This window comes from Corynebacterium minutissimum, assembly GCF_000805675.1.
GTDB lineage: Bacteria > Actinomycetota > Actinomycetes > Mycobacteriales > Mycobacteriaceae > Corynebacterium > Corynebacterium minutissimum.
In genome coordinates this window covers 1-22,406 of sequence record NZ_JSEF01000021.1, presented here as the reverse complement: position 1 = coordinate 22,406, position 22,406 = coordinate 1, and the positions used below count along the sequence as shown (strand labels likewise).

16 protein-coding genes are annotated in these 22,406 nt (G+C 61.4%); 7 read left to right on the top strand and 9 right to left on the bottom strand.

What is annotated here, in order from left to right:
• Positions 1-52 precede the first annotated feature (52 nt).
• Positions 53-721, top strand: coding sequence for a TetR/AcrR family transcriptional regulator (locus NX84_RS12130; RefSeq protein WP_039676943.1), 669 nt, complete (start codon positions 53-55; stop codon positions 719-721).
• A gap of 41 nt (positions 722-762) precedes the next feature.
• Here NX84_RS12130 and NX84_RS12125 read toward each other — a convergent pair whose 3' ends face one another.
• Positions 763-1,521 carry a 3'(2'),5'-bisphosphate nucleotidase CysQ gene (locus NX84_RS12125; RefSeq protein ID WP_174519903.1) on the bottom strand — a complete coding sequence of 253 codons (759 nt, stop codon included), beginning with the start codon at positions 1,519-1,521 and terminating at the stop codon, positions 763-765.
• A gap of 34 nt (positions 1,522-1,555) precedes the next feature.
• Here NX84_RS12125 and NX84_RS12120 point away from each other — a divergent pair, with 34 nt between their 5' ends.
• The 5 genes from NX84_RS12120 to NX84_RS12100 all read left to right on the top strand — a co-directional run bounded on the left by NX84_RS12120 (position 1,556) and on the right by NX84_RS12100 (position 10,239).
• Positions 1,556-6,487, top strand: coding sequence for an Lhr family ATP-dependent helicase (locus NX84_RS12120; RefSeq protein ID WP_039676941.1), 4,932 nt, complete (start codon positions 1,556-1,558; stop codon positions 6,485-6,487).
• Positions 6,488-6,574: 87 nt separating this feature from the next.
• On the top strand, positions 6,575-7,843 hold the full coding sequence (locus tag NX84_RS12115) for an alpha-hydroxy acid oxidase (RefSeq protein WP_039676939.1): 1,269 nt from the start codon (positions 6,575-6,577) through the stop codon (positions 7,841-7,843).
• A gap of 27 nt (positions 7,844-7,870) precedes the next feature.
• Positions 7,871-8,692 carry a DNA-formamidopyrimidine glycosylase family protein gene (locus NX84_RS12110; RefSeq protein WP_039676938.1) on the top strand — a complete coding sequence of 274 codons (822 nt, stop codon included), beginning with the start codon at positions 7,871-7,873 and terminating at the stop codon, positions 8,690-8,692.
• 10 nt (positions 8,693-8,702) lie between these two features.
• Complete coding sequence (locus NX84_RS12105) at positions 8,703-9,116, top strand: YccF domain-containing protein (protein WP_039676937.1); 414 nt, start codon at positions 8,703-8,705, stop codon at positions 9,114-9,116.
• A 52-nt stretch (positions 9,117-9,168) separates the two neighbouring features.
• Positions 9,169-10,239 (top strand): HNH endonuclease signature motif containing protein, encoded by a 1,071-nt coding sequence (locus tag NX84_RS12100; protein ID WP_039676936.1) that lies wholly within the window; start codon positions 9,169-9,171, stop codon positions 10,237-10,239.
• Positions 10,240-10,384: 145 nt separating this feature from the next.
• Here NX84_RS12100 and pgi read toward each other — a convergent pair whose 3' ends face one another.
• The 4 genes from pgi to NX84_RS12080 all read right to left on the bottom strand — a co-directional run bounded on the left by pgi (position 10,385) and on the right by NX84_RS12080 (position 14,404).
• On the bottom strand, positions 10,385-12,019 hold the full coding sequence (gene pgi / locus NX84_RS12095) for a glucose-6-phosphate isomerase (protein WP_039676935.1): 1,635 nt from the start codon (positions 12,017-12,019) through the stop codon (positions 10,385-10,387).
• An 82-nt stretch (positions 12,020-12,101) separates the two neighbouring features.
• On the bottom strand, positions 12,102-13,022 hold the full coding sequence (locus NX84_RS12090) for a trypsin-like serine protease (RefSeq protein ID WP_039676932.1): 921 nt from the start codon (positions 13,020-13,022) through the stop codon (positions 12,102-12,104).
• Positions 13,023-13,173: 151 nt separating this feature from the next.
• Complete coding sequence (locus NX84_RS12085) at positions 13,174-14,016, bottom strand: chymotrypsin family serine protease (RefSeq protein WP_052319780.1); 843 nt, start codon at positions 14,014-14,016, stop codon at positions 13,174-13,176.
• Between the two features lie 25 nt (positions 14,017-14,041).
• Positions 14,042-14,404: a chorismate mutase gene (locus NX84_RS12080; RefSeq protein WP_039676965.1), complete on the bottom strand. Its 363-nt coding sequence runs from the start codon at positions 14,402-14,404 to the stop codon at positions 14,042-14,044.
• Positions 14,405-14,525: 121 nt separating this feature from the next.
• Between NX84_RS12080 and pcrA the strand changes: the two genes are divergently transcribed.
• Complete coding sequence (gene pcrA, locus NX84_RS12075; RefSeq protein WP_039676929.1) at positions 14,526-17,081, top strand: DNA helicase PcrA; 2,556 nt, start codon at positions 14,526-14,528, stop codon at positions 17,079-17,081.
• A gap of 8 nt (positions 17,082-17,089) precedes the next feature.
• Here the strand turns inward: pcrA and NX84_RS12070 are convergent, their stop codons facing one another.
• The 4 genes from NX84_RS12070 to NX84_RS12055 form a co-directional block, all read right to left on the bottom strand.
• Complete coding sequence (locus NX84_RS12070) at positions 17,090-17,848, bottom strand: M23 family metallopeptidase (RefSeq protein WP_039676927.1); 759 nt, start codon at positions 17,846-17,848, stop codon at positions 17,090-17,092.
• 423 nt (positions 17,849-18,271) lie between these two features.
• Entirely contained in the window at positions 18,272-20,965 is a 2,694-nt protein-coding gene (locus NX84_RS12065; RefSeq protein ID WP_039676925.1) for an FtsX-like permease family protein, read from the bottom strand.
• Between the two features lies 1 nt (position 20,966).
• Positions 20,967-21,683 carry an ABC transporter ATP-binding protein gene (locus NX84_RS12060; RefSeq protein ID WP_039676923.1) on the bottom strand — a complete coding sequence of 239 codons (717 nt, stop codon included), beginning with the start codon at positions 21,681-21,683 and terminating at the stop codon, positions 20,967-20,969.
• Positions 21,680-22,231 (bottom strand): PadR family transcriptional regulator, encoded by a 552-nt coding sequence (locus NX84_RS12055; RefSeq protein ID WP_039676922.1) that lies wholly within the window; start codon positions 22,229-22,231, stop codon positions 21,680-21,682. Before NX84_RS12055 ends, NX84_RS12060 begins: the two co-directional genes overlap by 4 nt.
• Between the last annotated feature and the right edge of the window lie 175 nt (positions 22,232-22,406).

The window sequence follows — 22,406 nt, the reverse complement described above, 5'->3', positions numbered from 1 at the left end:
ACTCGACTTTATTCAAGAGCAGCGCTCACTTTGTTGCTGATATGGTTTCCATATGTCAATGACCCCACGAGCGCGTGCTCGCGAACAGACGATGTCACGCATTGTTGAATTAGGACGAGAGCAGCTTGATGCAAGTGGCCCAGAAGCCTTGAATCTGCGTGCAATTGCTCGTGATTTGGGGATAGTTTCTTCGGGTATCTACCGCTATGTGCCCGACAGGGCCCACCTTTTAACGATGCTGATTGTCGATGCGTTTGAAGCACTCGATGGAGCCGTTGCCCAAGGCGTGGGTGCGGTCACTGGGACGCGAGCTAAATTCGTGAGCCTTGTGGCCGCTATGAGGATGTGGGCTTTGAAATTTCCCCAAAGGTGGGCGCTTATTTATGGCACGCCCATCATTGGATACGAAGCGCCAGCTTCAGAGACAACGGGCGCGGGTACGAAAGTTAGTCAGCGACTAGCCGCTTTGTTAGCTGAGGCCTCGGTTAAAGAGTTAGAACCTCGTTCATCCCAGTTCTCGCAAGACCTTGCGGCAGCATCTGATGAGCTTGATGTGGAACTTCCCGCTGACGTCATGGAAAAGGCGCTTGAGGTGTGGATACAGATAATTGGCGTGATTAATGCCGAGGTTTTCGGTTACCTCGGCAAAGACACGCTGCATGACTTCCATGAGTTTCATGCTCGAATGGTTTCTCGTCTTGCAGACGAGTTGGGAATTTGACTTAGCGGCGCTGCGCAGGAGGGGAACGCCGCACAAGAAATCTAGTACCCGCCGTTGGCCTCCGCGTAGGCGGCGGCGTGCTCGAGGATGTCGTCGGCCAGCTCGGGGCGGCAGACCAGCAGGTCGGGGATGAAGGTGTCCTCGTTGTTGAACTTGATGGGAGAACCGTCAAGGCGGGAGCAGTGCAGGCCCGCAGCTAAAGCAACGCCGACCGGAGCAGCTTGGTCCCACTCGTACTGACCGCCAGCATGAATGTAACCGTCATAGTCACCGAGGAGTACGTGCATGGCCTTGGCACCCGCGGAGCCGACGCCCACCGTCTTGTAGTCCATCTTCTCAGCGATGTAGTCCGCCACCTTCGGCGGGCGGTTACGGGAAACCACGATTTTCTTCGATAGTGGGCCGGTTACCGCACGGACATCGGAAGACTTAAATGTCACGCCCAAATCAGGCATACCTACTGCGGCGTGGATGGGGGTGCCGTTTTCGACGAGGGCAATGTGGACCGCCCAGTCCTGACGGCCGGTGGCGAACTCCTTGGTGCCGTCGAGCGGGTCGATGATCCACACGCGCTCCTTCTTCAGGCGGCTCAAGTCATCGGAGGCCTCCTCAGACAGGACACCGTCCTGTGGGCGGTGCTGCTCGAGCACGCGGGCAATCCATTCCTGGGCGGCATCATCGCCGGCATCACCCAGCGCTAGGCCGCGCAACAGGCCACCGTTGCGTACGCCTTTGAGGATCTCGCCGCAGCCCACGGCGAGGGAGTTGGTTAGACGGGAATCAGAAATCTCAACGGTCATGCTGCCCAGATTACCGCGCGCGCTACAGTAGGGCATGCCCAAAAACGTTCTGGCGAAGTTCCGTCCGCAGGTAGCCGGTTGGTTCGAGGACGTTTTTGCTGACCCCACCCCTGTTCAGGAGGAAGCCTGGCAGGCCATTTCCGCAGGTGCGAATGCCCTCGTGGTGGCGCCGACGGGTTCCGGTAAGACGCTCGCGGCGTTTCTGTGGGCGCTGAATTCTTTGGTGGAGCGCGAGGGTCAGACCGCGCTGCCATTGAGTAATGAACCAGCCCGTGAAGGTGCCCACGATGGCGTGCGGGTTCTCTACATTTCCCCGCTCAAAGCACTGGGCGTGGATGTGGAGAATAACCTGCGCGCCCCGCTCAACGGTATTGCGCGCACCGCCGAGCGCCTTGGCCTGGATGTACCGGATATCACCGTGGGCGTGCGATCCGGGGATACCCCGCAGGCAGAACGCTCCCGCCAGATTCGCAAGCCGCCAGACATCCTCATTACCACGCCGGAATCGGCCTACCTCATGCTCACTTCCAAGGCTGCGGGGATTTTGAAGACCGTGGACACCGTCATCATCGATGAGATCCACGCACTGGCCGGCACCAAGCGCGGCGTGCACCTAGCCCTGACCTTGGAGCGCCTCGGACTTATCGCCGGGGAGTTCCAACGCATTGGGCTCTCCGCCACGGTGCGACCGCTGAGCGCTGTATCGAATTTCTTGGGCGGTGACCGCCCCGTCGACATCATCGCACCCCCAGCAAAGAAGCGCTGGCAGCTCGACGTCCACGTGTCGGTCGAGGACATGTCGGACCTGCCCACCCCGGAACAGGGCTCGCCCATCGGGGAGGCGACTGTCAGCGACCCACTTGGCATCACCGAAGGCCCCCAAGACGCTGTGCGCGTACACGCGCACAGCGCGCAGGGCAGGGTAGGCGACTCCGCCCTGCCCACAGCAAAATCCATCTGGCCCTTCATCGAAGAAGAGCTTTACGCTGAAATCATGGAGCACCGCTCCACCCTTGTCTTTGTGAACTCGCGCCGCACCGCCGAGCGACTCACCAGCCGCCTCAACGAGCTCTACGCCCAGGAACACGACCCAGAGTCCTTAAGCCCCACCACCCGGCGCGACCCGGCCCAGCTGATGAAGCAGGTTGACGTCGCCGGTAAAGCCCCAGCGGTCATTGCCCGCGCGCACCACGGCTCGGTGTCCAAGGATGAGCGCGCGCTCACGGAAACCATGCTCAAGGAAGGCACACTCAAGGCCGTGGTGGCCACCAGCTCCCTGGAGCTGGGAATCGACATGGGTGCGGTGGAACTAGTAGTGCAGGTGGAATCGCCGCCGTCGGTGGCCTCCGGCCTGCAGCGCGTGGGCCGCGCCGGGCACTCCGTCGGTGCGGTCTCTCACGGCTCCTTCTATCCCAAACACCGCGCAGACCTCGTGCAATCAGCACTCACCGTCGCCCGCATGGAGGAGGGCCTCATCGAGGAGATGCACGCCCCGCGCAACCCGTTGGATGTCTTGGCACAGCAGACGGTGGCGGCGGTGGTGGCGTCGGCAAGCGTGGGCACGAGCGAAGGACTCGACGCCGACACGTGGTATGACACCGTGCGCCGTGCCTGGCCCTATAAGGACCTAGCGCGCGAGGTCTTCGACTCCGTTCTGGACCTGGTCAGTGGTGTGTACCCGTCGACGGACTTTGCGGAGCTCAAACCCCGTGTGGTCTATGACCGCGTGACGGGCGTTCTTACCCCGCGCCCCGGCGCGCAGCGTGTGGCGGTGACCAACGGCGGCACAATTCCGGACCGCGGCATGTTCGGCGTCTTCCTGGTGGGAACTGGTGAGGCTGGTTCCGCGCCGCGCCGCGTGGGCGAGCTCGATGAGGAAATGGTTTATGAAACCCGGGTGGGGGATGTCTTCACCCTCGGCGCAACGAGTTGGCGGGTCGAGGAGATTACGCGTGACCAGGTGCTCGTAACACCCGCGCCGGGACACACGGGCCGGCTGCCGTTCTGGAACGGCGACCAGGCAGGGCGGCCTTATGAGTTGGGCAAGGCGCTGGGGGCGTTTCGTCGTGAAGCATATGCGGACCCGTCCATCGTGCGCGACGCTGACGAGCTCGCCCGCCGCAACATCGCCGCCTACTTGCAGGAACAGAACGAGGCCACCGGGCTCATTCCGGATGAGAAGACGCTGCTGTTGGAGCGCTTCACGGATGAGCTGGGGGATTGGCGCGTGCTGTTGCACACCCCGTTCGGCCGGCCGGTAAATGCGGCGTGGGCGTTGGCGGTGGGCCAGCGCGTGGCGGAGCGTACCGGGATGGATGCCCAGGCCGTGGCGGGCGATGACGGCATCGTGCTGCGCTTGCCGCAGGGCGAGGCGGATCCGGATGCCGCGCTCTTTCTTTTCGACGCCGATGAGATCGCCGACATCGTTACCGAGCAGGTGGGCAACTCGGCGCTCTTTGCCTCGCGTTTCCGGGAATGCGCGGCACGAGCGCTGCTTCTGCCGCGGCGCAACCCGGGCAAGCGCGCGCCCTTGTGGCAGCAGCGTCAGCGCGCGGAGCAGCTTCTCGACGTCGCCCGCAACTACCCCTCTTTCCCCATCATCCTGGAGACCGTGCGCGAGTGCGTGCAGGATGTCTACGACCTGCCAGCGCTCACGGAGGTGATGCGGGAGCTGGCGCACCGTCGCGTACGCATCGCGGAGGTCACCACGGAGCAGCCCTCGCCTTTTGCGTCCTCGCTGCTGTTTAACTACACCGGCGCCTTCATGTATGAGGGGGATTCGCCCCTGGCGGAAAAGCGCGCGGCGGCCTTGGCCTTGGACCCGGCGTTGCTGGCGAAGCTTTTGGGAACGGTGGAGCTGCGCGAGCTTCTCGACGCCGACGTTATCGCCGAAGTCCACGCACAGCTGCAGCGCACCACCCCGGAGCGCCAGGCGCGCACGACGGAGGAGGTCGCGGACTTGCTGCGTGTGCTCGGCCCCATCCCGGTTGAGGAGTTCGGCGCGCATGCCACGGTGCCATTGAGCGTACTCGATGCGCTCGGTGCGCGGATTATGCGGGTACGCATCAATGGCCGCGAACACGTGGCGCAATCATTGGATGCGCCGCTGCTTCGCGACGGTTTGGGCATCCCCGTTCCGCCCGGCATCCCCGCCCAGCAGGCCACGATTACCGACGCCGTGGATCAGCTTGTCAGCCGCTGGGCGCGCACGCGCGGTCCGTTTGTGGCGCGCGATGTGCAAGAAGCTTTTGGTCTCTCGGCCGCAGTGGCGCATTCGACGCTCAACGGTCTGGATTCCATCTTGGCGGGGCACTACCGGCAGGGTGTGGAAGAGCAGGAATACTGCGCGGCAGAAGTGCTCAAGGTCATCCGCTCGCGCTCGCTGGCGGCAGCCCGTGCGGCCACGCAGCCGGTCTCGCCCGCAGCTTTTGGGCGTTTCCTCCCGGATTGGCAGCAGGTGGCGGCCGTGGGCCGGCGCCCGGTGCTGCGCGGTGTGGACGGCGTCTTTGCCGTCATCGAGCAGCTGGCCGGTGTGCGCCTGCCGGCCTCGGCGTGGGAGAGCCTCATCTTGCCTGCGCGCGTAGGTGATTATTCGCCGACGATGCTCGATGAGCTCACCGCCAGCGGCGAGGTCCTCATCGTGGGCGCGGACAAGGCCGGCTCCAACGACCCGTGGATCATGCTGCTGCCGGTGGATTATGCCGCGCAGTTGGCCCCGCAGGTCTCCGCGGAGGAGGCTGGCGTGTCCCTGCTGCAGACCCAGTTGCTGGAGGCTTTGCAGGGCGGTGGCAGCTACCTCATCTCCGATATCCAACCGCAGCTGAGCGGCACCGCCGAGGAAGTTCGCGAGGCCCTCTGGGGCCTGGTGGAGGCAGGCTTGGTCAGCCCTGACTCCTTCGCCCCCATCCGCGCCCACCTGGCCGCGGGCGGCCGCGCCGGACGTGCCGCACACCGTGCACGGCGCCGGCCTACCCGCTCCCGATTGCGCATGGGGCGCACCTCCTTTGCCCAAGCACACAATGCGTCTGGTTCGCCGACCGCACCGGACGTGGTGGGACGCTGGTCGCTGTCCGTTCCCGCGGCTACTGATGCGACCTCGCGCTCCATCGCGCACGGCGAGGCCTGGCTGGACCGCTACGGCGTGCTTACCCGCGGTTCTGTGGTGGCTGAGGATGTCCTCGGCGGCTTCGCCCTGGCTTATAAGGTGCTCTCTGGCTTTGAGGAATCCGGCAAGGCTATGCGTGGCTACGTCATTGAGGGCTTGGGCGCGGCGCAGTTCTCCACGCCTGCGGTTATCGACCGGCTGCGCGGACTGGATGATTCGCCGGACGTCACCGGCTGGCCTTCTGGTACCCGCGAGCCGCAGACCTATGTGTTGGCTGCCACGGACCCGGCGAACCCGTATGGTGCTGCGCTATCCTGGCCGCCCTCCGACGGCCCCGACTCCGCCCGGCCTACCCGTGCTGCCGGCGCACTCGTCGTACTCATGGATGGCCTGCCCGTAGCCCACCTGACCCGCGGCGGGAAGACGCTGACCACGTTCTTTAACGCACTTCCTGAGGGAATCGAGCGCGCCGAGGTGTTGTCTGCGATTCTCCACGGCTTCAATGAATTCGTGGCTTCTGGGCGTTTGAGCAAGCTCGTCATTGAAAAGGCCAACGGCCGGCCCATCTTCGAATCAGAGCTCGCCGGTGAACTGCGCGGCTTAGGAGCGGCGCTAACCCCGAAAGGCGTGCGCATTACCGGCTCTGCCCACTCTGCCTCCTCCGGTCGTACAGGACAGCACGGCCAATCTGGAGAAGCCGCGCGTTCCACCGAGCCTTACCGTCCCGCACGTCGCGGTGGGCGCCGCGCGGTGGACGCAATAGAGGAGCTCTCCTTCGATGACCCCGAGGACTCCGCTGACCCTAATGGGCCTCCCTCTCGCAGTCCCGGCGGCTTCCGCCCGCGCCGCCGCCGGCGCTGAATCTTAATCCGCAGCTTTTCGGCCATGCGCATTTCCTAGGTCTAACCTCGAGAGTTGATAGTCCAACAGAAAAGGAGTCCTAGCGTCATGCGGCTAAAGCGCCAACTGCCCAACGTTACCGAGCTTAAAAACCTCATGCGGTTCGAAGCACCCAACCTCGACCGCCGAGCAGCCCGCCTGGCGGAGGCTGCTGACGTGTGGGACCTGCGCACGATAGCCAAGCGTCGCACCCCGAAGGCGGCCTTCGACTACGTCGATGGCGCTGCCCGCGATGAGGTGAGCTACCGCGAATCCCGCGACTTCTTCCGTGACGTGCGACTCCTCCCCAACGTGCTCAACGGTGCCCACGACATCAATCTTGGAACCGAGATCGCCGGCGAACCCGCAGCGCTGCCCTTCGGCATCGCGCCGACCGGCTTTACCCGTTTCATGCATGCCGAGGGCGAGGATGCCGGTTCCCAAGCCGCCCGCGATGCCGGCATCCCATTCACGCTCTCCACGATGGGCACGCGCTCGGTGGAGGAGGTCGCGGCGTCGCAAGGCAATAGCGGTCGCCGCTGGTTCCAGCTTTATCTGTGGAAGGACCACTCCGCCTGCCAGGAGCTCATCGAGCGTGCTGCCGCCAACGGCTACGACACCCTCGTGGTCACCGTGGACACGCCCGTGGCGGGCCAGCGTCTGCGCGATACCCGCAACGGCATGCGCATCCCGCCGCGCCTGACCGCCGGCACGGTCTTCGATGCCGCGTGGCGCCCCGAGTGGTGGTTCAATTTCCTCACCACGGACCCCGTCACCTTCGCGTCGTTGACCTCGACCACCGGCACCCTGGGCGAGCTAGTCAACACCATGTTTGACCCGGGCCTCAACTTCGCGGACCTGGCGTGGATTCGCGAGCAGTGGAAGGGCACCCTCTTCGTCAAGGGAATCGTCAACCCGGCAGATGCACGCAAGGTCATCGACCTCGGCGCCGATGGTATCGTGGTGTCCTCCCACGGCGGGCGCCAGCTCGACCGCGTGGTCAACACCCTCCAGGCCCTTGAGGCCGTGCGCGCGGAACTAGGGCCGGAGGTAGAGATCATCTATGACTCCGGCGTCATGTCCGGCGTGGACATCGCCATTGCTCTGGCTCTCGGTGCGGACTTCGTCCTCATCGGCCGAGCCTACCTCTACGGGCTGATGGCCGGCGGTAAGGAAGGCGTGGACCGCGTCATTGAGCTGTTGGCGGAGGAGTTCAAAAACACCCTCCAGTTGCTCGGAGTGAAGAAGATCGAAGACTTGGGCCGCCAGCACGTGGTCACCCCGTGGGAGCCAGGGTCCTTGGCATTCGGTGTGGGAAGGAACACACCGGTAGAGTAGGTATCCGTTTGGTGAGGAGGTTCTACTGTGCCCGAGGGTGATTCCGTACTGCAGCTGTCGAACCGGCTGCAGTTCATGGAAGGCCGGCGCGTGACCTCCTCCTCCTTACGCGTGCCGCGCTATGCCACCGTGCGCTTCGATGGGCTGGTGTGCGAGGAAGTCTGGCCTTATGGCAAGCACCTCTTTATGGATTTCGGCGGCGAGCTCATCCTACATACTCACCTCAAGATGGAGGGTACATGGGCCATCCACTATGCCGGGGACCGCTGGCGCAAGCCCGGCCATAGCGCGCGCGTGGTGCTGCAGATGGAGAATTCCCCGCGCGATATCGAGCTTGTGGGGCACTGGCTGGGGCACGTGGGAGTGTTTCCTGCGCGCGAGTTTGAACAGCGCATGGCACACCTAGGCCCCGACATCCTCGCACCAGAATGGGAAGAGGGCGGCTTCGAGGAGGCTGTCCGCCGCATCGAGTCCCGCCCTGAGCGAAGCATCGGCGCGGCCCTCCTAGACCATCGCAACGTGGCTGGCTTGGGCAACGAATACCGCGCCGAGATCTGTTTCCTGGCTGGCGTTCATCCAGCAACGCCTGTAGCGCTTGTCGACGTCCCCCAGATCCTCACCATCTCCCGCCGCCTCATCTGGGCCAACCGCGACTCCGCGGTACGCGTAACGACCGGCGTGAAGCGGGCAGGGGAGACCACTTACGTCTTCGGGCGCAACCGTCAGCGTTGCCGGCGCTGCGGCACGCTGATTGAGAAGTCCACGCTGGGAGGGGTGGACGCGGGCGGTGACGAGGGCGAGCTGGAGCGCGTCATCTGGTGGTGCCCACACTGCCAGCCGCGTCGCTAGGCTGGGATGCATGAAGATCATTTTGAACATCATCTGGTTGGCAACTGGTGGCCTTGTCCTCGCACTGGGCTACTTCCTCCTCGGTATCCTGGCCTGCATCCCCGTCGTGACGATTCCTGCCGGTGTGGCCTCGATGCGTATGGCGAATTTCGCGCTGTGGCCTTTCGGGCGCTCCGTGATTCAGCCGGTCAAGGGCACTGGCGGCATGTCGAGGTTCTCTAATGTTGTCTGGTTCCTTGTCGCTGGCCTGTGGCTGGCTATCGGCCACGTCACCACTGCAGCGGCGCAGGCCGTGACCATCGTGGGCCTTCCGGTTGCGTGGGCCAACCTGAAGATGATCCCGGTGACGTGCTTCCCGTTCGGCCGCAAGATCGTCGATTCTGACGAGATCCCCTTCGGCTGGGAGTCGATGATCAAGCTCTAACGATTCTCTCTCCGGTTGCGGGGGTGGTGAGGGTGCTTTAGGGTTCTGGGTCATGGGGGATTTAGAGACCTATTTCTCCTACCGCAACTCGGGGATCACACTGGTAAAGCAAGCGGTAGGAGGCGAGAAACGTTTACGCGCACTCGGCGCTTCGCCTGCCGATGCCACCGAACTGGCACGCCTGAACCACATTTACTTCGGCGCCACGAAATTCACGGGTAAACAACGACAAGCTCGCCACCGGGCCGCAGAGCAAGGCCACGACTTAGCCACGCTCAGCCTGATTGAGTCCTACACCGCCAAGCTGAAAAATCAGCTGCATGCCTGGAACCTACGCCTCAAGCTTGCCGGCACGCCAGCACCGAACATCCCAGCCGTAGCAGCCAAGCGTTTAAAAGAGCTCAAGCCCAAACGTATTCCCACCCCGGGGGTGCGCATGACGTATCGTGCAGACGGGCCACACTCGCTAACAATTACCGATGATCCCATGACCGTCACCGAGATGCGGGGCGTGCTGGAATCCATCAACCAAGACAACCTGCTCGACGCCTCCCGGCACGTTTTCTTCAACAAGTCCCACGGCGGTACCAAACCAGCCGTATTCACCAGCGTGGTGGTGACCTTGGACAAGCTCGACAAAATTATCTCCGGCGACGGGGATGACATCGTCCTCGAGCTCACCAACGGTGGCCGTATGACTGGCACGCAGTTTTTGAACTATAAGTTTGCCGAGATCGGCTACGTCACCCTGATTCATCCCACGATTGGGCCGGTGTGGCTGCATCGTATGAAGCGCTTGGCTGGGTTTGAGCAGCGCATCATGGCCAGTGCTGAGCACCCCACGTGTGCCAGGAAGGGGTGTAATAAACCGGCTGATTATGCCCACGTGCATCACCTGGTGCCATGGAAGGCCGGTGGTACCACCGATCCGCCGAATCTGACCATGTTGTGCGCTTATCACAACGGGATAAATGATGATGACCCGGAGAAACCCACCGGTGCTGGCTATGTGTTTAGGATTCGCGGCGAAGTAGGCTACATTCCACCCTGGGCAGAACCAATCACTGCTCAAGCGGCGTATCAAGCAGCCCAACAAGCTAACACCGGACCGCCTGACGAGTAAACCGCCAGACGCCACCAAGGACACGCACCACCACGCGGACGCCCACAAGGCGTCCGCGGCGTTGGCGATCCCACACGTCGATTGCCCGTTAAAAACGGGTGAACCCCCGACCGTGGGGTCGGGGGGAGACGTCGCCAAGCAGTGCTTAGCGGTGGCTGCGGTACCAGCCGATCAGAGCATCGGTGGAGCCATCGCCGGATGCGGCCTCCTCCTTGCCGGAGACAGCCGGCGCCAGGTCATTGGCCTGCTGCTTGCCCAGCTCCACGCCCCACTGGTCGAAGGAATTGACATCCCAGATGATGCCCTGGGTAAACACGATGTGCTCGTAGAGCGCGATGAGGGCACCGAGGATCTGCGGGGTGAGCTCCTCCGCCAGAATGGTGGTGGTGGGGCGGTTGCCCGGCATAACCTTGTGCGGCACGAGGGCTTCATCCACGCCCTCGGCGGCGATTTCTTCCGCAGTTTTGCCAAAGGCCAGAACCTTGGTCTGTGCGAAGAAGTTACCCATGAGCAGGTCATGCATAGAACCGGTGCCGTCCGCAGTGGGGAAGTCCTCCTTCGGGCGGGCAAAGCCGATGAAGTCCGCCGGGATGAGCTGGGTGCCCTGGTGCATGAGCTGGAAGAAGGCGTGCTGGCCGTTGGTGCCTGGCTCGCCCCAGTAAATCTCCCCGGTACCGGCGCTGACTGCGGTGCCATCACGGCGCACGGACTTGCCGTTGGATTCCATGGTGAGCTGCTGCAGGTAGGCAGGGAAGCGCCCGAGGTCCTGTGAGTACGGCAGGACTGCGTGGGTCTGCGCGCCGAAGAAGTTGGAGTACCACACACCGAGCAAGCCCATAAGCACCGGAACGTTCTTCTCCAGAGGCGCGGTGTGGAAGTGCTCATCCATGGCATGGAAGCCTTCGAGGAAGCGCATGAAGTCCATCGGGCCGATGGTGCACATCAGCGACAGGCCGATGGCGGAATCGACGGAGTAGCGCCCGCCGACCCAGTTCCAGAAACCGAACATATTCTGGGTATCGATGCCGAACTCAGCGACCTTCTCCGCGTTGGTGGAGACCGCAACGAAGTGCTTGGCGACGGCCGACTCATCACCATCAAACTGCTCAATCAGCCAGCGGCGAGCGGCATGGGCATTGGCGAGGGTTTCCTGGGTGGTGAAGGTCTTGGAAGCCACGATGAAGAGGGTGGAGCCGGCATCGAGGCCGTCGAGAGTTGCGGCGAGGTCCGCCGGGTCAACGTTGGAAACGAACTCTGCGCTGATGCCCGCTACCTCGTAGGAGCGCAGCGCCTTGGCAGCCATGGCGGGGCCCAGGTCAGAGCCGCCGATGCCGATATTGACGACCTTCTTAATGGTGTGGCCTGTATGTCCCAGCCACGTGCCGGAGCGCAGTGCGGTGGCGAAGTCGCGCATGCGGCCGAGCACCTCGTGGACATCAGCAGCGACGTCCTGGCCGTCAACGCTCAAGTTCTTCTCCACGGGCAAGCGCAGCGCGGTGTGCAGTACGGCGCGGTCCTCAGTGTTGTTGAGGTGTTCACCGGCGAACATGGCGTCGCGGCGGCCCTCGATGTCCGCAGCGCGGGCAAGGTCCACGAGCTTGGACACGACGTCCTCATCGATGAGGTTCTTCGACAGATCCACATGCAGGCCCGCGGCGTCGAAGGAGTAGTCGGTGGCGCGGGAGGGAGAGTTGGCGAAGAGCTCGCGCAAATTGAGGTTCTTCTTCTCCTCAAAAAGCGAGGTGAGCGCGGCCCATTGTGGCTGTGCGGTGATGTCCATTGCAAAAGCCTTTCTGGCAGGTAGCAGACATGAAACTTACTGTTTCTACCGTAGCCCAGAATGCCCGGTGCTGCCGGGGGAGTTAGATGTAGAGGGTAAGACCAAAATGCTGCATTGTGTTGCCGATTTCCATGGCGCCGGCTTCCTGGTTATCGGGCTCATCAACGACGTATGACATGACGCCCACGGCGTAGAGCTCGTTATCGATGACGGCGTAGACGGGGCCGCCGCTGTCTCCACGGTCGCTGTCGTTACCGAAGGCAAACAACCCCTGGTCAGCATCTCGCCCAATGTAGTTACCACAAGACACTCCTCGCGTGGACCCGGCGCGGCAGATGGTGGGATGTGCTAGGTCGACTTCGTCAAGGCTCATCCAACCGATCAACGGTGCGTTGAGAGCCGGGGATGTGGATACCTTCGCTGCAGGATTAGAAACTTCGATCAAGCCGATATCGGCGGAGTTGATCTGTTCTGTGTTGGTGTTGCGTGCTTCGAGCACCATCTCACCAATCTTGACGCGGTTTCCGGCGGTGTCGTTGTAATAGAACGTATCGCCTTTATCGCCGCAGTGGCCTGCGGTGAGAATGAAGAGGCGCTGGCCGTCACCCGCAAAATGGCCTGCGGAACAGCGTCCGTCATTGTCGAGGTTGTAGATTGCAACACCCGGGGTTAGCACTCCTGCCGTCATGAAGTATTCGGCTGCTTCGGGCTGAGCTAGGTCAACGCGCGGCTCTGGGCGCTCGGCTTGGGGGATTTCGGTGGTGTTATCCCACAAAGCGTCGCCATCGAGGACTTTGTCCGAGCCCTTCTCCGAGGCCTGCGTATCGGGGTGCTGCTCATTATCAGGGGCGCCGCCGCCCTCCAGGCCGGCGCCTGCACCCGGAAGATTCAGCGTGGTCGTGGTAATCGTTGCGACCGTGGAAGAAGAACTGCCACAGGCACTGAGCGCTACGGCGGAGATGATCGCGATGAGAGAGGCCGCGAGGCGGGAGGGAAGGCGCATGCCGTGAGCTTAGCGCATGCTGAACGCCTCTGTTCTCAGTTGGGGAGCAGTCCGCGGCTGGCCACGGGGCACACCGAAAAGTATGAGAGTGTGACGACACAGCTGGCGGGGTGGCGGATCCCCACAGTGACCTTAAACGCAGGGCTGATTCTTAGGAATAGACCTTGAGCCCGAAGTGATTCATGATGTGGCCTAATTCCATAGCCATCGTAATCCGATTATCTGTGGTCAGAGAGCCGGAGTAGATACCCACGGGGTAGTACTGACCATCAATGAGCGCATAGACTGCTCCGCCACTATCACCGAAGTAGCCGTCGTTTCCGAAGAAGAAGGCACCAATCTCTGGTTTCGCAGTGAGGTAATTGCCGCAGGAGTACCCGCGGGTAGCACCAATGCGACAGATGGTTGGCTTTATCCGATCGACTTGTTCGAGGGACAACCAACCGTTGACCTTGCCCTTGAGCGCTGGTGTCGCCGAGTACTGCGCGGCGGGGTTGGTGATCTGGATGAGGCCGATGTCAGGAGAAGAGATAAGACCGTCCCGGTTGGTGTTCTTGGTCTCTACGGTCATCTGTCCGAAAAACACTGGTTTCCCCGCGCGGTCACGGTAAAAGAAGCGGTGTCCGGGATTGCCGCAGTGCCCAGCGGTGACAACAAAAACGTTGTGCCCATCGCCCACAATATGACCTGCAGAGCATTTCTTCTGTTCGTCGTGGTTGTAGATTGCAGATCCAGGCTCGACGCGTCCAGCGTTGGTGAAGTGCTGAGCAGCATTCCGATCGGAGACATAAATCTCCGGCTGCAGGTTTCCTGGAAGCGTGATGCTGCCATCCCCTGTGGGAGCAAAGGCATCAGCGATGCCCTTGAAATCGAAGTGCGAGGACCCAGAACTGAGTTGAGCTAGGCCCGTCTGAGCCTGTGCTACGGGAGCCCAGAGGCTCGCAGCGATGGCAGCTGCGGTGACTGTAGAGAGAATACGAGAGAGAATTTTCATTGTTGAGCGGTCCTGTTCGGCGGGTCTAGCCCAGCTTGCCGCGACCTAATCGGAGCAGAGCGGAGGCAATGGAGGGGCCTTCCTCACCGAGCTCATCACGGAACTCGTTGAGAATGGCGATCTCGCGGGTATGAACTAGGCGCGTACCGCCGGAGCTCATGCGAGTCTTACCTATTGTGCGTGAAATATCGGTGCGGCGCTTGATAGCGTCAAGAATGACGCGGTCAAGCCGGTTGATTTCTTCGCGGTAGCGCTGAATCTCGGCATCGCTTAACGGATCGTCCGTCCCGGACGGCATACGGATGTCAAGCCCGTTATCCACCACGTTGGGGTCGTCGTGTTCCGGGTTTAGGCTTGCGGAGGAAGAATCTGCATGTGAAGCGCTCATGGCATCAGATTCTGCCACCCCTCCATACAAAAAGGAATCAATTCTGTTGGTTCCGTGGTTGGTGCAGGTGACATGTTGTTTAGGGGGAATGTCCGGCGGGGCTAGTAGGTTGGAGAGCATTATGAACAACGAATCTCCTTTTAGCCCTCGCTCATCCGCGCCACGGACCTCTTCACCCTTTAGCCCTGCCCCTGCGGAATCTGCTGCAGACGATGCCTTGTTTGGTCTGCCGCCGGAGCCACCAATGGAGCCGGAACCGGAACCAGAAGAGCCGGAAATGGGCGTTGATCCACTGCTGGAAGGACTTAACCCACAGCAGGCAGAGGCCGTAACCCACTCTGGCTCGCCGCTGCTTATTGTTGCCGGTGCAGGATCCGGCAAGACGGCAGTGTTGACGCGGCGCATTGCCTTTCTTATGCGCTCGCGCGGGGTAGCTCCTTGGCAGATTCTCGCTATCACCTTTACCAACAAGGCAGCTGCAGAGATGAAGGAGCGCGTCGGCCAGCTTGTCGGCCCGGTGGCTGAGCGCATGTGGGTCTCAACGTTCCACTCCATTTGTGTACGCATCTTGCGTAACAATGCGCAGCTCGTGCCGGGGCTGAATACGAACTTCACTATTTATGACGGTGATGATGCGCGCCGGTTGCTCACCATGATTGCCAAAGACATGCAGCTGGACCTTAAGAAGTACTCTGCTCGCGTTCTGGCTAATCAAATTTCGAACCGCAAGAATGAACTTATCTCTCCAGAGGAGGCACGCGCTGAAGCGGAGAAGACGAAAAATCCCTTCGAACTCACCGTGGCGAAGGTTTTCGAGGAGTACCAGCGCCGCCTGCGTGCAGCGAACTCTGTGGATTTTGATGACCTCATTGGTGAGGTTGTGCGCATTTTCAACCAGCATCCACAGGTGGTGGAGTTCTATCGTCGCCGCTTCAAGCATGTGCTTATCGACGAATACCAGGACACCAACCACGCGCAGTACGCTCTCGTCTCTGCTTTGGTAGGAAGGGGAGAGCTTCCCCACGATGCCCCTGAATTGTGCGTGGTGGGTGACTCGGATCAGTCCATTTATGCCTTCCGCGGAGCCACGATCCGTAATATCCAAGAATTCGAGCGTGATTACCCGCAAGCGCACACGATTCTTCTGGAACAAAATTACCGCTCGACCCAAACCATTTTGAACGCAGCGAATGCTGTCATTGCCAAGAACGAGGGCCGCCGCAAGAAGAATCTGTGGACGGCACACGGCGAAGGCGCGCAGATTGTGGGTTACGTGGCAGACAACGAGCACGATGAAGCACGCTATATCGCCTCGGAGATCGATTCCCTTGCGGACAAGGGGAAGTCCTATTCCGATATCGCGATCATGTACCGCACGAATAATGCTTCCCGTGCGCTTGAGGATGTGTTCGTACGTTCCGGCATTCCCTACAAGGTGGTGGGCGGAACACGATTCTATGAGCGCCGCGAGATTCGAGATCTCGTGGCGTACCTGCGCATTATGGATAACCCGGATGACACGGTGAGTCTGCGCCGCATCATCAACGTGCCTAAGCGCGCCATCGGTGACAAAGCCCAAGCACAGATTGCCCTCCACGCGGAGAACCTGGGTATCAGTTTTGGTGCTGCTCTGCGGGATGCTGCGGACGGACAAGTCGCTGGGCTGGGAACACGCGCAGTTAATGCGGTGAGCAAATTTAACGAGATGATGGACGGCGTGCGTGAACAGCTGCCGAGCATGATCAATGAGGTCACCGGCCAGCCGGACCTAGGGGAGCTGCTGAATGCACTGCTTGATGCCACCGGCTACCGCGCCGAACTGGAAAACTCTAACGACCCGCAGGACGGCGCCCGTCTGGATAACCTCAACGAATTGGTGTCCGTGGCTCGTGAATTTAGCTCAGAGGCAGCTAACCAAATGGCCTTTACGGGAGCGGATGCACAAGAGACTCCTGAGCTTGCGGAAGGCGACGCCGCGCCGGGCTCGTTGCAAGCCTTCCTTGAAAAAGTCTCGCTCGTGGCGGACGCGGATCAGATTCCGGACCACGAATCCGGGGTCGTCACACTGATGACTCTGCACACTGCGAAGGGCCTTGAATTCCCAGTGGTATTCCTTACCGGCTGGGAGGACGGACAGTTCCCGCACATGCGCTCTTTGGGTGACCCGAAAGAGCTGAGTGAGGAACGTCGCCTCGCCTACGTGGGTATTACCCGCGCTCGAGAACAGCTCTACCTCACGCGCGCGATTCTTCGTTCATCGTGGGGTAACCCAGTGACGAACCCGGCCAGTCGCTTCCTCGCCGAGGTCCCGGAGGACCTCATCGACTGGCGCCGTGAAGAACCAGACAGCTCTCTGTCCAGCGCGTGGGGTGGAGATGACTCTTACTACTATGGACGCAGCTTTGGCGCGGACAGCGGGTTTTTCCGCTCCCGAGGACGAGGCGCTACGTCTTCCCCTTCGCAGCGCACGCGCAGGCCAGCTTCGGCTACATCAATGCCGAAGAATAACCATCTCAATTTAGTTGTAGGGGACCGCGTCAACCACGCGAAGTACGGGCTGGGCACGGTCATCGAGGCCTCCGGAACCGGTGCACGCGCAACGGTCACCGTGGACTTCGGTTCAGCGGGCAAAGTCCGCCTCATGCTTATCGGCGGTGTGCCGATGGAAAAGCTCTAAACGAGCTTCTAGATGAGGATGCCGCGCTCGGCGAACCACTCCACAGGGTCAACGGCTGCGCCGCCGCCTGGGTGAACCTCGAAGTGCAGGTGCGGGCCGGTGGAGTGGCCCTCGTTGCCAATGACAGAAATTTGGTCGCCGGCTTCCACGCGGTCGCCCACGTTGACCAGGAGCTGGTCGCTGGGCATGTGGCCGTAGACCGTGATGGTTCCGTCATCGTGCTGGATGCGAATCCAGTTGCCAAAGCCCTGGGCTGCGCCAGAGGAAATGACCTCGCCGTCCATGACGGCGTAGATCGGGGTGCCGACGGGGTTGGCCACATCGATTCCGTTGTGGAAGGTACCCCAGCGTGGGCCGAAGCCAGAGGTGAAGGTGCCGGACGTCGGGAACACCACGGTGTTGCCATTCGCATCCTCGCCGCGAGTAGGGGTGAGACCAGAGTGATCGCCTTCAGGGGCGAAGGCCTCTGCGAGTCCAGGAATGCTAGATGGGTCAAGAACGATGTCGTATCCGCTCTCAGTGGCATTGACGGTAGGGACGGATGCGCCGTTCAAAGCGCCGGCCGTTGAGGTGAGCAGTCCCGTGACAGCCTTGAAGAGGTCTACTTTGGACTCTTCGTTGATGTCCGCCTCGACAGTCCCCTTGGAGGAGCCATCGGAAACGTCCACGCTCGCTGCGGGTTCGGCGGCGAACGCCGGTGCTGCAACGGTCGCGGTCGCGGTCGCGCTTGCGGCCACGGCGGCGAGTGCGCAGAGGGTGCGCTTCATAACTTCACGTCCTTTTGTGCTGCTCTGGCTTGCTGTATCGGTGTCTCCAAGCGAGGTAGTCCTCGCACAGAATCATGTGAGTGATGGGATGCGGCCATAACAGCCGCTGTGTGCCGCGCGGCCAGCGACACGCCAACGCTGAAGCGTTGATGTGTGAGCCCGTGTGGCAACGAGATACAAACTATCCTGGGCAGACCCCCTGCGCAATGGGAGAAATTGCAGGTAAACACAGGGATTGTTCGAAAAACTATCGAACAGCCCTGCATGTTACGCGTGTGACGAGAGTGAAAATTGTTGCAAGGGTAAAGTAAAGGTTTAAAGAATGGGGGTGGGTAATGGGGGGGTCATCACGGCGAAAGCCCCGGCTACCTGATGGTGAGCCAGGGCATAACTTCCGCGTGACGATGAGGGTCACGCTGGGGACTAAGTCAACGACCTGCTTTCGCTGCGGTCACGGGCAGTCAGTGCTGCTCCTTCACGTGTGCGGTTTACGGCGGCGGCAAGTGCGGCAGCCACCAGCGGTACAACGAGCACTGCGAGGAGTGACCACCAGTCCGGAACGAAGTAATCCTGTCCGCGCAGCGCATATGGCGGTGGATCGAACAGATAGCGGGGGTTGTCTGCAAAGACATAGGCGCCGATATGACCGGTCAGCACACCGAAGAGCATGCTTGCTGTGGCCACCAGCCACGTCTGCCATGCCGATACTCGGGACATGAGTGTGGGCTCAGCACCGATGGATTGGAAAACGTTGTTCTCCTGCCGCATGCTCGTCGAAGCGTTGGCAATGATGAGCGCCAACACAATCAGGCAAATCAGCCCCATAGCGAGTGCGGGGTAGAAGCGCACGTCTTCGACGGGCGTCGAGGCCCAGCTCAAGAAGTACTGGGAGTGGGAGGCTTGGGTGGCGACGTCGTCAAGCTCTTGGCGTGTCTTGTCATCCGGAACCTCGTTGAAGGCAATCGCTCGGCCAACGTAGAACGGCTCCATCCCCAACGCCGCGCCTGCTTGCGGGCTTACCAGCACGATATCGCGCGCCATGGTGGGCAGGGCCTCCGCGATAGGAACGGTGGCAGAGGTTGTGCCGCTCTTCTTTGTAGCCGAGAAATCCTTAAAGGTATCCACGGTGACCGTGCCTTCAGTGTGCTCGCCCACGTGGGAATTGTGGGGAAGGACGATGCCTCCGGCATCGAGCGTGCGGGCAGCAGCCTGGCGGTCCTGCTCCGAGTCGAAGTGCCACAAATCTAGCTGCGTGGAGTCAGCCTGGATGAGCCGTGAGTCATTGGTCAATGGGTTGTAGACAAACATGGTCATCATCTCGTGCGCGCACTCCTCACGAGCCTCCGGCGATTCGTCAGTGCGGCGGCCTTGAGAGTCGATGAAGACAGCCCTTTCCACGGGAACCGTGGTATCAACCTGCGTGCACACAAAATCAAACTCGGTGCTCAGGCGGTAGACCTCTCCCCCATCCTGATCCCAGTAGGACGCATTTTGGGAAGGATAGACGTAGTAGGGGTGAATAGAGCCGGGGGAAGTGTTGGTTGCGGCCTCGGCAGCCGCACGTTCGTCCTCATTCGACTCCTTTACCGGTTCGCCATACAGTCCTCCCTGAATAAGTGCGGAGGTCTCTGGCATAACGGTCCGCTCCTCGGCGCGGCTCTTGGCGTTGGCTGTCATGATGGATACGCCGAAGACTGTGGTGGTGAAGGTGATGGCAACGATTGCGATGGCCGTCGGCAAGGCATGCATACTGCGACGAGTGAGCCCGCGGCCGGCAAGGCGCAGGGGCAAAGGCCCGCGGCGAACAACCGTCGAACACAGGAACACGAGAGCCGGTGCCGAGCCAGCGATGGCGATAACGCCAAAAAGTACAATGAGGGTGGGGAAGGACTCGCCCATCTTGGTGAAACTAAAGAGTAGGAGCAGTGGCAGCACCACGGGGCCGATGGCCATCCACGGCCGGAAACGCAGCAGACGGTCGGGAGCCCCGCCCTGAATCGCTTGGGCTAAGGCACTGCGCTGCGCCAGCCACGCCGGGACGATGGAAACGATGACCGAACCAACGACGGCGACCAGCCAAGCGCCTATGCACTCAGCCCAGGGCAAGCGGATGGGGAAGTCCGGGTAGCGCACCATCCATGCGATCCATCCGCCACTCAGTCCCACAGCAAGTCCGAGTGTGGCACCGATGATGCCCATGAAAAAGCCGTAGGCCATGACCGCGAGCATGATGTGGCGTGGCATCGCGCCCTGGCTGGACATGAGCGCGTAAAGGCGAGTATTGCGCCCCATGGCGAGGGTAAACACAGGAGCAAGGAGGAAAAGGATGAGCAGGCCAGCAATGATGTAGATGCTGGCGAAGAACACAAAGAACACAATGGCTTCGAGTGCTTCCGAACCCGACGGGTAATCGCTCTCAGTCGGCAGGGATCTGTCGAGCTCTGGTCCCCATAGGCCGAGGCCCTTCTTAGCAGCCTGTGCCTGCATCTTTGGGGTGAGCGGCTCAGTGCCGTCGATAACCCAGGTAGTGTGCGATGACGTCGACGTATGCTCCGGGGTATCACCCAACGCAGGGGCGGTGACGAAATCGGCGTTATCGGGCCCAATGGCGGCCACCGTGGCCTGACGCTCGCCCTCAATGTCTCGGCCGAGGAACGAGACGGTATCACCCACCTTTGCGTCAAGGTCACGGGCAGACTTGCGGGAGAGGACAATCTCGCTGGGGCCGAGGCCGAGCTTATCGACGATCTCTTGGATCTTCTCCGGCGGGTTTTCCGCATCGAACTGTGCGAGCCAGGAGTTGGTGGAACTCTCACCCAGCAGAATCGAGGTGTTGTCGTAGGTAGTGATGGGCGAGATGGTGGAACCCGCGGGAAGAATGTCATCAGCTAGCTGGGGCACATCCGCGTTGGTGACGTCTTTCTGGTCTTGGCGTACCTGAATGCTGCGATCCGCGGAAAAGAGCGAAGTAGTCAGGCTAGTTGATTGATGAAATAGTGAGAAACCAACCACGAGCGCCACGGGTAAGGCAATGAGAATAACGGCAGCGATGGTGCGCCACGGGTGGCGCCACAAGTCGCGCCGGGTAGGGCGGGTAGCGGCGGTAATCGCTGGCATGTTATCGAGCCTCCTCGCCGGTGAGGCGGCCATCGCGGACCATGACAACGCGGTCGGCCCAGCCGGCAAAACGTGGCTCGTGGGTGACCAGTAGACCTGATGCGCCGGCGTCAATGCGAGAACGCAGGACCTTCATGATGTCCTCACTCGTTGCGGTATCGAGGGCGCCGGTCGGCTCATCAGCGAGCAGCACCTTGCGTGGGCCGATGAGCGCGCGAGCAATGGCGACGCGCTGGGCTTGCCCACCAGAAATCTCTTCCGGGAAGCGGTCGATGGTGCCGTCGAGGCCCACCTCGCTGAGTGCTTCCTCAGCTGCCTCGCGGCACTGCGCCGGCGAGAGCCCATCCAGTTCAAGGGGTAGGGCGGCATTCTCGCCGACAGTGAGCGAGGAGACCAGGTTGAAGTGCTGGAATACGAGGCCCAGATGGCGGCGGCGGGCAAGCGCGGCCTTGGATTTGGAGAGTTGGGAGGCATCGGCGCCGTCGAGAAGCACGCGGCCCGATGTCGGCGGCTGAAGCAGGCCAGCGACATTGAGCAGCGTGGACTTACCGGAACCGGACGGTCCCATAACGGCAACGAGTTCGCCGGGGGACAGTTGGAGGTTTACCGAATCCAAGGCAGTGACCTGGCGGGCACCGCTGCCAAAGACGCAGGTGATGTTCTCGAGTTCGAGTGGGTAGGGCATGGTCCGGGATGCCGGCACTGATTCTGGGGTCATTTCGGGGCCTCCTCTGAAGACGTGGGGGCGGATGGGTTGGTGAGGGATTCCACGCGGTCGAGCCAGCGTGAGAGGGATTCCAGGTCGAAAATTTGCCGTTCAACAGCGAGACGTTGAGCGCTGCGTTCGGCGGGAAGTTCAGCGGCCTGACGGTTGAGCTCGCGGAGTTGGCGAACGGTGGCGAAGCGCTGGGCGTCTAGCACGGCGATGACATCGACGTCTGAGCGGCGAGCAGCGAGGGTGACTTTGAGAACGAGTTCGTCACGCTCGATGCTGTCTTTATGGGTTGTGGATGTCCACCATTCGGCAAGCTCGGTACGTCCAGCGTCGGTAATGGCGTAGCTCGTCGCACGGCGCCCAGTGGGCCCAGTGAGCTCACCATCGGTGGCTATGAGCCCATCGCGCTCAAGGCGGCTTAAGGTCTGTGCGACCTGACCCATGTTGAGCGGCCACAGGCCATCGAAGGAATCAGCAAAACGGTTTTTGATGTGGCTGGCTGTAGCCGGTTCCTCGCTGAGAAGGGCGAGGACGGAGTGTTTAACGGACATGGTCACCTCCTGGCGGAGAGGTGGAGAAAAGTTGGTGCATACCCGGTAAGTTACTCGGTAACCTTCGGTGTGGTCAAGCGTTTGGGGCAAGACGGGGGTAAAAGGGCTCTTCCGGTTTCGGGGTGCGTAGCGGGGTGAGGTAGAAAACGACGGGTTCAGCGGGTCACCACAACAT